Below are 12,697 nucleotides of genomic sequence, written 5' to 3'. Positions count from 1 at the left end.
AAACACTGTAATTATGTCAGTATTGGATCAACAAAGCAAAATTGATAACTATCAATAGCTTACCTATTTCCAGCCGTTGGGAGCGTGACAGCTAAAGACTCTGGATCGCGTCTGACAGATGGGGAAAAAGGCGGCACGTGGCCGCCTGAAAAGAGTCCCTCGCAGCACCGGGATACCTGATGGAAAAGTCGCACCGCGAAAGGCAGCAGAAATCGCTGTGACTACTCTACAATCATGCGCCCATTGAGATGCTGCAAAGGACGATTATTGGTGGTTTTCAGCGCCTGTTTAAAGGCGTCGAGCTGCGCCTGAGAGAGCGAAACCGGCTGTTTCAGCACCAGCCAGCGAATCCCTTCGCTGCAAGGCGGCGTCGTCAGGGAGCCGCTGAAGCGATAATAGTGCAGATCTTCCGGGAAGAGATCGCGTAAATTTACCTGGCGATTAATGGTTACCTGCTGGTTTTCCTGTTTCGGCATAGCGTCGATCAACGGTGCCAGCGCCGGATTCTCTTCACCGACCTTAAACATCACCGCGACCACGGCCAGATCGCCATCCTCTTTGCTGTGTACAAAGTGGGCTTCCAGGGGAAAGGTGTGCCCATTGATCTGGTTCTCACTCGGCGTATGGAAGTGATACTGACGCAGCGTGAACTTTTCCCGATCCAGTACAAAATCATCTTCTTCATCAACGGTCACCTGAATCGTGTGGCCATTGTTGATCACCTTCTCAGCCGACGTATGGTAGGCCAGATCGAGTGCCTGTAAATGTCCCTCAATCGGATCTTTAATATTGATAGGCGACTGGGACTTACCTTCGTGGCAGATGTGGAAGTCGCTGGTCAGTTCGCTCCAGTGTTCCGGGCCAGCTTTGCCTTCGTACGTCCAGTGCGGTTCCGCCGCACCGGCTACGTTGAGGGTAGAAAGCGCCACAACCAGACTTAACATTTTTGGTAATTTCATTTTTATCCCTGCTTTATAAACTTATTTGCGGCAGGGATACTATTCCGCTCACTGCGGAGTCAGCAAGGTGACAAAATGCGTTAAATCAAAATCAGAACGAATAAAGAGTTTATAATTACAATCAATGTTAATTTAATTAACAAACATCACGATGTGACGTTTTTAAGCACTTCAGGAAAGGGTTGATATCAATCTCTCTGAATAAAAGAGTTTCATTTTCCTGTATTTATCATTTTGATTGTCGAAACGAGCCGGGAGGGAAATTTTGCACTAAATTCAGGCGACGTAAGAAACCGCAAAACTGCACGCAGGCGGTTTTGCGGTGCAACGCGATAACGCGTCATAAAAGATTATGCAGGTGACGCTAGACATCCTTTTCTAATGGTTCCTCTTCTTCATCTTCTTCCTCATCTTCAGGATAAATCTCAGCGTCATCGGGCAGCGGCTCATCGTAATCAGGGCGTTCAGACATAATTTCCTCCGGTGTCAGATAGCAATTTTGCTATGCCCTTTGAGTGTAGCTTACTCCTGCCATCTGTTTTGCAAGGCTCGCAAAAGATATCAGAAATGCAGGCGCTGCCGCAGACTCTGCTTCGCCACTGCGTGAAACAGCCTTGCGTCACAGCCGGTGCTGATAGCGTACCGGTTAATCGGATGCCCATTCGCCTCCCCCAGCCGCGTTATCATTGACGTCAGTCTGATAGCGGGTTTAATAATTCGCCGCTGAAAAAACTGTGTTTTTAAAAAAACCTGTTACTCGTTTAATGAATAAAAGGCCGGAACTTAACTGCCTATAATACAGGGACACGAAAAGTTAATGATGCGATTCAAAGCACAATTATGCACAAAGAAAGGTAACATTAAATAAAAACTCAACAGGAGTAGCATTAAACATCGTTTTGTTGTTATAAGAAAAAATCCCTGATATAAAAGAGACAGAATTTAAACGCAATCTGTGAGCATTAGCGGATTGAATATTTCCTCTGATGCAGCCAAGCTGACTTAACAGATGGTAGAGAGGTAATTAAAAATTCAGAAATTATGTTATCTTTCACAGGCAATAAAAAATTGTCGCTGGATAAGTCACATCACAATAGAAACCATGCCCCACGGCATCCGTCCTCTTTAAAAGGCCGTTTAAGACTATCTCGCTAAAGATATCCGTTAATGTAAATGAAGTGGGGTTTTATATTATAAGTGAAGTGGGATCTAATCTGGCTGTTGCTACCCTGTTGCATCTATCCGTCAAAATGGACACCATTATCTCAACAAGGAGAAATATCATTGTTCCCAAAATTACTCCGGTATAGCTTAGTGATTCTGACGCTGAGCGGTTGCGTTACCAACGATGAGGTCAAACTTAACCCAGTTGGTCAACATAGTGAACCTGTCATGCCGCATATAAACCAGGGGATCAGCCCTGCACAGCGGCGCGCGATTATGTCCGGCGAACAACCAGACTGGTCTGACGTTTATCCTCAGCGAATCAATAAAAACTCGTCAGCAGTCAGGAAATGATCTGCACGTCGTAGCAGTTAACGTCGTTACTCCACCACTTACATAGCGTAAAAAACACTGTGGAAAATAATCAGCACGCCAATGATGTCTCCCTATGGGATTGGATTGTCACATTAATTTTAACCGGCATACCCGTATTAAATCTTTTCATGCTGCTTTACTGGTCCTTAAACCGAAGGACTAAACGTTCAAAGAAAAACTACGCCAGAGCGAGTTTATTATTGATATTCATCGTACTCATCTTCTATATCATTACCCTGGAAGTTACAACGGGCTATTTTCTTTTTAAACATTACTGATCCTTAAACTGACAGCGTCACACCCTTAAATGGAGTTTTTATGGTGCGTTATTTCACTTTTCTATTATTGGGCGTCACTTCCGCTTGCTGCATAGCAAAAACGTCAGTGGTGATAAATAACACCCTGAAAGCGCAAGAGATAAAATCGGCAAAAATTGTTTACATTGGCGAGGTTAATGGCACTAAAGTGGCAGAATTGATGGCAGGCATCGATGATATTAATGCAAGTTACCCTGCTGTAAAAGAAATATCACTTTATATAAACAGCTTTGGCGGCGACATGGAAGCTGGCTATATGGGCGGCCAGGCCGTCAGGGGGTCAAGGATTTCGATAAAAACCATCAATGCCGCAATGACGGGTTCGGCGGCTACCCTGATTTATTGCTCAGGGGCGCAAAGGGAAACATTACCCAGCGCAACGTTTTTAATCCACCCTGCAGCGAGTCAAAACATTCAGAGCAACTATCTGAAAAAAAATGAAGTCATTTTACTCAGCAGAGATATCGATAATGTCAGTAAAATATTCAGGGACACCTATGCATCCTGTTTCAAAGATGACGGGATAGAGATAGATAAAGCCTTATTCAGTGAAGACAACCGTATTTACCTGCGTTTTCCAGAATCTGTAAAACAGGGTATTGCACAAAAACGTGTTGAAGGAATCGCCCCCGCTGATATCGCTTATTACATTTTCACTTCAGAGGCCAGCGGCTAGCAAAAATAGCGTTATTTATGCCTGCTGGACGAATACTTTTTATCAGATATGCGCCGCCTGGACAGATGGGCGTGCTGGCGGGGAGACATATCGAGCCGTTAGCGGGTAATCCAGAGAAGAACATAACGCAGACGACGTTCAGATGGGACGCCGCAGGATCTCACCATCAATATCACGGTGGATTTTCGCAGTAAGCGCTACCCTTGCATGGTGAGTTTTTTGAGCAGCAATAGCAGGGTGATTCAACACTGGCCGATAAAAAGCGGCAAATAAAGCAGGCCGCTCAGCCAGATACGGCTTATTCTGGTACAGGGCGTTTATCTGTTTCTGGCTGGTGACCTGATATCACGATTATTGGCGACGCTGCTCTTGCGACCTGCTTATAAGCGGACGTACAACGCGCCCGCCAGCATAACGATGAACAGAATAGCGAAGGTAATAAAGCCCTGCTTACTGCCACGGGACAATCCAACAAATGCCGAAACCACAATAAACAGCAGCGTCAGTGCGCCGACCATCACCCAAAAAAGATACTGCGTATTCGCCATGCCTGAATCCTCATCCGTAGCGCGATTTATCTGCTGTTTTATAACATTTTTATGCCGCGCGTGCCCTCACTTCTCCCGCTCTTTCGACGCTTTATGCTGCTTTAGTGCAGCAGGGCTGCAACAGTGACAACGTCCGCGGCTCATGATCATGATGCAGACAGTGTGATGCAGTTAGCAAATGCAGAGGAACGCAGCGAGTAAACAAACACGCGGATTATAATGATTAAATCAGCTTACCGTTGGGATGTGGCACCCGTAGGCTGACGTGCTGAGACTGGTTTAACATTTCAGCCGTTCAGGCGGTGTTAAACAGATGGCCTTAACCCGACTGCCTGACTCAGGCGGAGGAATGTATGAACTGTTTCCGCATCGGCTCTCTGGCTGGCGTGCTGCTGCTCTGCGGCTGCCAGGCACCCACGCCTGATCAGGCTCGTCTGCAGCAGCCTGTTTTTCAGGGTCAAAGCACCCGCACCGTCCCTCAGCTCAGCGACTGTATTTATCGCGGCTGGTCCACCACCAGCGTCATTGCCAGAGATAACACCACCCACACCCAGCCCAACGGCAGCGAGATCAGCGTTTTTACCTGGGAAGATTCGATTTTTGCGGATGTGTCGCCCCGCCGAAAAGGGGCTGAGGTGAAATATTTCACGACTTTCCGGATGGCGCCTCAGGTGATGGCGGACAGACAGGCGATTGTTGAGCGCTGCCTGTAAGGCGTAAGGGGTGACAGCGATGTCGGGAGTGTGCCAGGCTAATGCGCAATTAACCAGGGAGAAACCGATGAGTATTACCCGCATTGACCCGGAACACCGTATGTCCGAAGCCGTGATCCACAACGACACGATCTATTACACCAGTGTGCCTGAGAATCTGGATGCCGACGCAGAAGCGCAGACAGCCAATGCGCTGGCAGTGATTGATGCGATTCTGACACGGCTCGGTAGCGATAAAAGCAAAATCCTTGATGCGACGCTGTTTCTGGTGGATAAGGCCGATTTCCCTGCGATGAACCGCGCATGGGACGCATGGGTCTCTCCAGGTAATGCGCCGGTGCGCTGCACGGTACAGGCCGGGCTGTTGAATCCGAAGTACAAAATCGAAATTAAAATTATCGCTGCACGTTAAAACGCCGGGCGTTATTCCTCTTCGTTTTCTTCATCTTCGTCTTCGAATAGCGCCCGAATCCGTTCGCCCTTGAAATTTTGTCGGATCTCCTGCGCCACCTGGGTGATCGCTTCACCGCTCGACAAACCTCCCGCCATCAATTCCTGAATACGTTCGACGGCCTGCTGCTGCTGCTCATGAGAGAGAGCCGGTATTCCTATAAACATGTTTCACTCCTGCGTTGGGGCAGACAGTATCCCACGCGGAACTAACAGGTGCCAGTCAGGAAAAAATATGGCAGTCTGACCGCCTCTTTGCTCTCTGATTTCTCTGCCCGATGATTGTTGAAACCCTCAGTCTTGATTATACCCCGGATGCGCTGACTCAGCGTTTTGCCCCGATTGCCCATCTGCCCTGGGCGATGCTGCTCTCCTCCGCGCAGGCGAACCACAGTGACAACCGCTTTGATATTCTGACCGCCGATCCCCGCGCCACCCTGGTGACCCGCGGTGCGATGACTACGCTCAGCGACCCGACCGGCACGACCGAATCAACCGCCGATCCCCTGCTGCTGGTGCAGCAGCAGTGTGATGCGCTGGGCGTGACGCCGGCTGCCAGCGATGCCCTGCCGTTTCAGGGCGGTGCGCTGGGCCTGTTTGGTTATGATCTGGGCCGCCGGTTTGAGTCCCTGCCTCAGCAGGCCGCAGCCGATCTCACCACGCCTGACATGGCGGTGGGTATCTATGACTGGGCATTGATTGCCGATCATCAGCAGCAAACCCTGACGCTGGTGGCGTTAAAGAACGCGGAAGAACGCGCCGCCTGGCTGGCGCAATGGCCGGCGCGCGAGGCCGTGCCCTTTTCACTGACCAGCCGCTGGCGCTCCAACCTGAGCTATGCAGATTACGCTGCGCGTTTTGCGGCGGTTCAGGCCTATATTCAGGCGGGTGACTGTTATCAGGTTAATCTGGCGCAGCGCTTTCAGGCCGGTTACCAGGGTGATGAGTGGCAGGCGTTCAGTATACTCAATGCGGCTAACCGCGCGCCGTTCAGCGCTTTTCTGCGTCTGCCGGAGAGCGCAATCCTGAGCCTGTCGCCGGAGCGCTTTCTGTCACTGAATAATAAACAGATCGAAACCCGACCGATCAAAGGTACCCGGCCACGCTGTGACGATCCGATTGCTGATGCGCAACAGGCTGAGTCGCTGCGCCATGCGGAAAAAGATCGGGCCGAAAACCTGATGATTGTCGATTTGCTGCGCAACGATATTGGCCGCGTGGCGCTACCCGGTTCGGTCACGGTGCCTGAACTGTTTGTGGTTGAACCCTTCCCCGCCGTACACCACCTGGTGAGCACGGTGCGGGCGCAGCTGCCTGATACCCTGCAGGCCACCGATCTGCTGCGCGCCTGTTTTCCGGGCGGCTCGATTACCGGTGCGCCCAAGATTCGGGCGATGGAGATTATTGATGAACTGGAGCCGCAGCGGCGCAATGCCTGGTGCGGCAGCATCGGTTATCTCAGCCTGTGTGGCCGGATGGATACCAGCATCACCATTCGCACGCTGATCGCTGAAGGTCAGCAGCTCTACTGTGCGGCGGGCGGCGGACTTGTTGCAGACAGCGATCCCGAAGCGGAGTATCAGGAAACACTCGACAAAGTCAGCCGGATCTTACCGGCACTGGAACAAACCGGAGGTTCAGTTGGCCCTGACGCTTGATGATTTTCGCAGCCGTTTTCTGTTGCAGCAGCCAGCCCGCAGCACACAATTGCTATCCGGGCGCCATGCGGCGGTGCTGGTGCCGATTGTGGCACGCCCTGAACCCGGTCTGTTGCTGACGCAGCGCTCACACGCCCTGCGCAAACATGCCGGACAGGTCGCTTTTCCCGGCGGGATGCAGGATGACACTGACGCATCGCTCATCGCCACAGCACTGCGTGAAGCACAGGAAGAGGTTGGCATTGAGCCGCATCAGGTCGAGGTATTAGGCGCACTGCCCGCCGTGACCAGCAGCACCGGCTTTCAGGTGACGCCGGTACTGGGGATCATTCCGGCCGATCTGCGGTTAACGATTAATCCGGATGAGGTGAGCAGCGCCTTTGAGATGCCGCTGGCCGAGGCTTTGCAGCTCAGCCGCTACAGCGCGCTGGAGGTGCATCGGGCTGGCGTTCGCCACCCGGTCTGGCTGTCGCGCTATCAGGATTATCTGGTGTGGGGGATGACCGCGGGTATTATCCGATCACTGAGTGCTCAGATCGCATTCTGAAACCTTTCTCGTTTTTCTCTCTCCGGCCCGTCAGGTTACTGGCGCGCTGCACTATAATTTTTTCTATAAGTTTTGATAAGTTTATTTCATGCGAAAAGCTGCTCTTTCCTGGTGCATGACCATTACTATGGGCGCCATAAACTGCCCCGGCAGACTGAGAATAATTGTGAGGAGTGTCACCTGTGATTAGTGTTTTTGACATGTTCAAAGTGGGCATCGGCCCCTCAAGTTCGCATACTGTCGGCCCGATGAAAGCAGGTAAACAGTTTGTGGATTTGCTGTGCGAACAGGAAAAGCTGCAGGAGGTCACCCGGATCGCCGTGGATGTTTACGGTTCTCTCTCTCTGACCGGCAAAGGCCATCACACTGATATCGCCATTATTATGGGTCTGGCCGGTGAATCGCCGGATACAGTGGATATCGATGCGATCCCCGCCTTTATTAAAGATGTTGAGCAGCGTGAGCGACTGCTGCTGGCGAAAGGCGCACACGAAGTGGATTTCCCGCGCGAAGGCGGCATGGTATTTCGCAGTGAGAACCTTTCGCTGCATGAAAATGGCCTGCGCCTGCTCGCGTTTGCGGGCGATCTGCTGATCCTGTCAAAAACCTATTACTCCGTTGGCGGCGGTTTCATTGTTGATGAAGAGCATTTCGGACAGTCGGCACTGGATGAAGTCTCTGTGCCTTGGCCGTTCCACTCCGCCAAAGATCTGCTGGCTCACTGTCGTGAAACCGGCCTGTCACTCTCAGGTCTGGTGATGAAAAATGAGCTGGCGCTGCACAGCCGCGATGAGATCCATGCCTATTTCACTAACATCTGGCAGACGATGCAGGCCTGTATCGACCGCGGTCTGAATACCGAAGGCGTGTTGCCAGGGCCACTGCGCGTGCCGCGTCGCGCCGCCTCCCTGCGTCGTCTGCTGACCTCCTCTGACAAGCACTCAAGCGATCCGATGATTGTAATCGACTGGATCAATATGTATGCGCTGGCCGTTAACGAAGAGAACGCCGCGGGAGGCCGCGTGGTGACCGCGCCCACTAACGGTGCCTGCGGTATCGTGCCTGCGGTGCTGGCTTACTACGATCACTTCATTGAACCAGTGACACCCGACATTTTCCTGCGCTATTTCCTCGCCTCTGGCGCCATCGGCGTGCTGTACAAAATGAACGCCTCTATTTCAGGCGCGGAAGTGGGCTGTCAGGGTGAAGTGGGTGTCGCCTGTTCTATGGCGGCGGCCGGTCTGGCTGAACTGCTGGGCGGCAGTCCGGAGCAGGTCTGCGTGGCGGCTGAAATCGGCATGGAACATAACCTTGGTCTGACCTGTGACCCGGTAGCCGGTCAGGTTCAGGTGCCCTGCATTGAGCGCAATGCTATCGCCTCGGTTAAAGCGATTAACGCGGCGCGCATGGCACTTAGACGCACCAGCGAACCCCGCGTCTCGCTGGACAAGGTTATCGAGACAATGTATGAAACCGGCAAAGATATGAACGCCAAATACCGTGAAACTTCGCGTGGCGGTCTGGCGATTAAAGTTCAGTGTGATTAAGCGAAACGATTAACTGACTAAAAAACGTGCAAACGTAATAAAATCCGCATCCTGCGCTATCTCAGCGCAGGTTAAACCGGTAGAGTGATTTCCGCGCAGCCGTCCGGCTTACGCAACTTTCCAGACCCGCTTTTCTGCATTCCGGCCTCAATGTTGATCTGACCGTGCCGATACTCACCCCGTTGTGTTTTGCTTTTTACTGGCTTTTTGGGAAGGTGAATACAGATGTTTATGGCCCAGCAATCTGTTGGAAAATTCAGACGCAAGCGTGTGCTGATAGCGCTGTCGATCGCCACCGTGGTGCTGATATTAACCCTGGCCTTTCGCTATATCGAAGAGAAGTCACGTATCGAGCAGCAGGCGATGGATTTCGCCGATAAAGCGATTATGCGGTTTGACCGGATGTTTTCACCGCTTGAGGTTTCAGCCAATAATACGCTGGGTCTGGTCGGCGTTCCCTGTCAGGATGTTCGCTTTCCACTCATCGAAAAAATCTCTTCCCTGCAGACGGTCCGGGCGATCCTGCTGGTGGATAACGACGTGCTCTACTGCTCCAGTATCTACGGGCCGCGCACCATCCCCTTTAGCCAGACTTACCCTGACTTAGCCTTTAACAGTCAGCGCATGACGCTGGCAACCGATGAGTACCTGCTGAAAGGCTCGCCCATTTTACTGCTGTGGACGCCAAAGAGCCTGGATAACCGCTCCGGGATTTTGCAGGTGATCAACATCGAAATGATGAGCAATTATCTGCTGGAGCCGCAGTTGCCCTGGGTGGAACGCGCTGTCTTTAACGTCAACGGGGAGAGCCTGGAGTATGGCAATCCGCTGATCGAGCCCACGGTGCCGGCAGATGATGAAGTGAGCTATGAGCAGGGCTCGCTGCGCTATCCGTTTACGCTGACCCTCTATGGCCCCTCTCCGACCCGCCTGGCGCTGGCGACGCTTCCCTCACAGCTCCCGCTGGCGCTGCTGCTGAGCCTGCTTATGGGTTACATCATCTGGCTGGCGACCGCAAATCGTATGAGCCTGAGCTGGCAAATCAGTTATGGCATTACGGCCCGTGAATTTATGGTTTATTGCCAGCCGCTGATCAACACCAAAAGTGGTGAGTGCGACGGTATTGAGTTACTGCTGCGCTGGCATAATCCCCGTCAGGGCTGGATTGCACCGGATGTCTTTATTCCCCTGGCCGAGCGACAGAACCTGATCAAACCGCTGACGCGCTTTGTACTGAATGAGGTGGTGAGTCAGTTACCGCAGCTGCCCGACGATCCCGCGTTCCATATCGCCATTAACGTTGCCGCCAGCCACTTCCGCGACCACGCCATTCTGGAAGATCTGCACAACCTGTGGTGGCCTGCCAATCCGGTGCCGAAACTGGTGGTGGAGCTCACCGAGCGCGATGCCCTGCCGGTCGTGGACCAGTCGGTGATTGCGCAACTGCACGACATCGGTGTCCGGCTGGCGATTGATGATTTTGGTACCGGTCACAGCTCACTCTCCTACCTGAAAGATCTGCAGCCAGATGTGCTGAAAATCGACAAGATTTTCACCGCAGCCATCGGCACTGACGCGATTAATGCCACGGTGACGGATATGGTGATTTCGCTGGCCCAGCGCCTGAATATCAGTCTGGTGGCCGAAGGCGTGGAGACGGCTGAGCAGGCGGCCTATCTGCGCGAACGCGGCGTGGATCATCTGCAGGGCTACTATTTTGCCCGCCCGATGCCGCTGCAGGACTTCCCGGCGTGGCTGGCGCAGCATCAGGCTGATGCCCGCAGGTGACAATCGCCTGAGCCCCGTTTCGCCCTGCCTGATGACCTTACGCCACAGACAAAAAAACAGCCGCGGCAATGAGCCAGCGGCTGTCGGAGAATTCAGCGTGGCCGGTAAGCCCGGCAGCGCCTCTGCATCAACGAGAACGATTAGCCCTCTTCATCCTCATCATGCGGTTTATCTTTAGTGACACGCACCAGATCGATACGGTAGTCGGTCGCTTCGATAATCTGGAAGTGCAGCGGAGTGATATCAATTACATCGCCAGGAAGCGGTAACTGCCCTTTCTGCTCAATCAGCAGGCCCGCCAGCGAGGCGTGGTCTTCTGTCGGGTCGACCAGCTCATGGAAGTCGAGCAACTGCTGCAGCGAGTGCAGATCGGTCCCCCCTTTCACTAACCAGCCATCACCATCCGCAATGATATCGGGCGTTTCATCTTCATCCGGGAATTCACCCGCAATCGCTTCCAGCACGTCCAGCGGCGTAATCAGACCCTGAACCACACCAAACTCATTGGTGACAATCACGAAGCTGCCCTTGGCACGACGCAGCACGCCAAGCAGGTTGATCGGATCCAGCGTCTCCGGCACCACGATAGTCGGTGTATTGGCCGCAAACGTTGCCACATCCACACCGTGCTCCAGCGCCACCAGCAGCTCTTTGGCTCGCACTACACCGACAATTTCATCCAGTTCACCCCGACAGACCGGGAACAGGCTGTGTGGCGTATCAAGCAGCTGACCGCGAATCTCATCTACCGGACGATTCGCATCGACCCAGGAGATTTCACCGCGTGGCGTCATGATGCTGCGAATCGAGCGGGAAGCCAGCGTCAGCACGCCATTAATCATATAGCGCTCTTCATCTTTAAACGCTTCCTGCGGCATCGCTTCCGCCAGCGCAGCCTCTTCGCTGCTGCTGGTGTTGCCATTGCTGGCGGTCTGGGCACGGTTGCGGCCCCCCATCAGGCGTAAAATCGCTTCGGCGGTGCGTTCACGCATCGGGCGATTTGACTGATGGCGGATAAAGTTACGACGTGCAACCTGGTTGAACAGCTCAATCAGAATCGAGAAGCCAATCGCCGCATAGAGGTAGCCTTTAGGAATATGGAAACCAAAGCCTTCTGCCACCAGCGACAGACCGATCATCAGCAGGAAGCTCAGACAGAGCACCACTACAGTCGGATGCGCGTTAACAAAGTTGGTTAACGGCTTAGATGCCAGCAGCATCACACCCATCGCAATCACCACGGCGGTCATCATCACCGGCAGGTGGTTCACCATACCCACGGCGGTAATCACAGCATCCAGCGAGAAGACGGCGTCCAGTACCACAATCTGCGTCACGACAGCCCAGAAACTGGCATATCCCCGATTACCGGATCCGTCGAGCTGCCGGTTCTCCAGCCGCTCATGCAGCTCCATGGTCGCCTTAAACAACAGGAACAGACCACCCGCCAGCAGAATTAAATCACGACCGGCAAAGCTGAAACCGCCTACGCTAAAGAGAGGCGTCGTCAGCGTCACCATCCAGGAGATCAGCGACAGCAGACCCAGACGCATGACCAGCGCCAGTGACAGGCCAATCAGGCGTGCTTTATCACGCTGCTTCGGCGGCAGTTTGTCGGCCAGGATGGCAATAAACACCAGGTTATCAATGCCGAGTACGATTTCCAGCACCACGAGCGTCAGTAAACCCGCCCAGATTGAGGGGTCGAATAAAAATTCCATTATTTATGACTCCAGAACAGGGAACAGATCGCGGTGCTGCTTATCAGCGCAGCAAAGCGTGACATGCAGGTAGTCGGGAAAGCGGTGAAAACGCCGTGAGGCGAAGGGTGACGCGCCAGCAGGCGCAAAGAACAGATTAAGCGACGTCGGTGACGATCCATAAAGGTGGGCTGAAGCCCGTTACTCCTGAGTAATAAACAGAACGTTAATGTATCAGGTCGGCGAATTGCGTCA

The 12,697-nt window shown here is 52.9% G+C and carries 11 protein-coding genes; 7 read left to right on the top strand and 4 right to left on the bottom strand.

Annotation, left to right across the window (positions count from 1 at the left end):
- Positions 1-221: 221 nt before the first annotated feature.
- Positions 222-959, bottom strand: a complete 738-nt coding sequence (locus LC417_RS02050) for a carbonic anhydrase (RefSeq protein WP_033771955.1) — start codon at positions 957-959, stop codon at positions 222-224.
- 1,857 nt (positions 960-2,816) lie between these two features.
- Between LC417_RS02050 and LC417_RS02045 the strand changes: the two genes are divergently transcribed.
- The gene (locus LC417_RS02045) at positions 2,817-3,491 is read left to right on the top strand and encodes an ATP-dependent Clp protease proteolytic subunit (protein WP_223565396.1); all 675 of its coding nucleotides are present in this window, start codon (positions 2,817-2,819) and stop codon (positions 3,489-3,491) included.
- 380 nt (positions 3,492-3,871) lie between these two features.
- Here LC417_RS02045 and LC417_RS02040 read toward each other — a convergent pair whose 3' ends face one another.
- Entirely contained in the window at positions 3,872-4,039 is a 168-nt protein-coding gene (locus LC417_RS02040) for a hypothetical protein (RefSeq protein WP_010260551.1), read from the bottom strand.
- Between the two features lie 353 nt (positions 4,040-4,392).
- On the opposite strand from LC417_RS02040, the gene LC417_RS02035 reads away from it, so the two are divergent.
- Complete coding sequence (locus LC417_RS02035; protein ID WP_010260549.1) at positions 4,393-4,752, top strand: hypothetical protein; 360 nt, start codon at positions 4,393-4,395, stop codon at positions 4,750-4,752.
- Positions 4,753-4,819: 67 nt separating this feature from the next.
- A complete protein-coding gene (locus LC417_RS02030) occupies positions 4,820-5,164 on the top strand; it encodes a RidA family protein (RefSeq protein ID WP_003852699.1) in 345 nt (114 codons plus the stop codon).
- Between the two features lie 11 nt (positions 5,165-5,175).
- Here the strand turns inward: LC417_RS02030 and LC417_RS02025 are convergent, their stop codons facing one another.
- Positions 5,176-5,370, bottom strand: a complete 195-nt coding sequence (locus LC417_RS02025) for a YoaH family protein (RefSeq protein WP_010260545.1) — start codon at positions 5,368-5,370, stop codon at positions 5,176-5,178.
- 110 nt (positions 5,371-5,480) lie between these two features.
- On the opposite strand from LC417_RS02025, the gene pabB reads away from it, so the two are divergent.
- The 4 genes from pabB (at position 5,481) to LC417_RS02005 (ending at position 10,742) form a co-directional block, all read left to right on the top strand.
- Complete coding sequence (pabB, locus tag LC417_RS02020) at positions 5,481-6,860, top strand: aminodeoxychorismate synthase component 1 (protein WP_060680358.1); 1,380 nt, start codon at positions 5,481-5,483, stop codon at positions 6,858-6,860.
- Positions 6,844-7,407: a CoA pyrophosphatase gene (locus LC417_RS02015; protein ID WP_022625545.1), complete on the top strand. Its 564-nt coding sequence runs from the start codon at positions 6,844-6,846 to the stop codon at positions 7,405-7,407. Before pabB ends, LC417_RS02015 begins: the two co-directional genes overlap by 17 nt.
- Positions 7,408-7,589: 182 nt before the next feature.
- The gene (locus tag LC417_RS02010; protein WP_010260538.1) at positions 7,590-8,954 is read left to right on the top strand and encodes an L-serine ammonia-lyase; all 1,365 of its coding nucleotides are present in this window, start codon (positions 7,590-7,592) and stop codon (positions 8,952-8,954) included.
- 225 nt (positions 8,955-9,179) lie between these two features.
- On the top strand, positions 9,180-10,742 hold the full coding sequence (locus tag LC417_RS02005) for an EAL domain-containing protein (protein WP_223565395.1): 1,563 nt from the start codon (positions 9,180-9,182) through the stop codon (positions 10,740-10,742).
- Between the two features lie 140 nt (positions 10,743-10,882).
- On the opposite strand, the gene LC417_RS02000 is transcribed toward LC417_RS02005, so the two are convergent.
- Entirely contained in the window at positions 10,883-12,463 is a 1,581-nt protein-coding gene (locus LC417_RS02000; protein ID WP_010260533.1) for a TerC family protein, read from the bottom strand.
- Positions 12,464-12,697: the final 234 nt, after the last annotated feature.

This window comes from Pantoea sp. OVA07A, assembly GCF_019969975.1.
Classification (GTDB): Bacteria; Pseudomonadota; Gammaproteobacteria; order Enterobacterales; family Enterobacteriaceae; genus Pantoea; species Pantoea agglomerans.
Note: the sequence above shows the minus strand (reverse complement) of the source record. Positions and strands in the feature narration are given on the sequence as shown.

Bases quoted from the DNA above. Each gene is read 5' to 3' on its own strand.
- LC417_RS02050 (WP_033771955.1), bottom strand. From the start codon at position 959: ATGAAATTACCAAAAATGTTAAGTCTGGTTGTGGCGCTTTCTACCCTC.
- LC417_RS02045 (WP_223565396.1), top strand. From the start codon at position 2,817: ATGGTGCGTTATTTCACTTTTCTATTATTGGGCGTCACTTCCGCTTGC.
- LC417_RS02040 (WP_010260551.1), bottom strand. From the start codon at position 4,039: ATGGCGAATACGCAGTATCTTTTTTGGGTGATGGTCGGCGCACTGACG.
- LC417_RS02035 (WP_010260549.1), top strand. From the start codon at position 4,393: ATGAACTGTTTCCGCATCGGCTCTCTGGCTGGCGTGCTGCTGCTCTGC.
- LC417_RS02030 (WP_003852699.1), top strand. From the start codon at position 4,820: ATGAGTATTACCCGCATTGACCCGGAACACCGTATGTCCGAAGCCGTG.
- LC417_RS02025 (WP_010260545.1), bottom strand. From the start codon at position 5,370: ATGTTTATAGGAATACCGGCTCTCTCTCATGAGCAGCAGCAGCAGGCC.
- pabB (WP_060680358.1), top strand. From the start codon at position 5,481: ATGATTGTTGAAACCCTCAGTCTTGATTATACCCCGGATGCGCTGACT.
- LC417_RS02005 (WP_223565395.1), top strand. From the start codon at position 9,180: ATGTTTATGGCCCAGCAATCTGTTGGAAAATTCAGACGCAAGCGTGTG.
- LC417_RS02000 (WP_010260533.1), bottom strand. From the start codon at position 12,463: ATGGAATTTTTATTCGACCCCTCAATCTGGGCGGGTTTACTGACGCTC.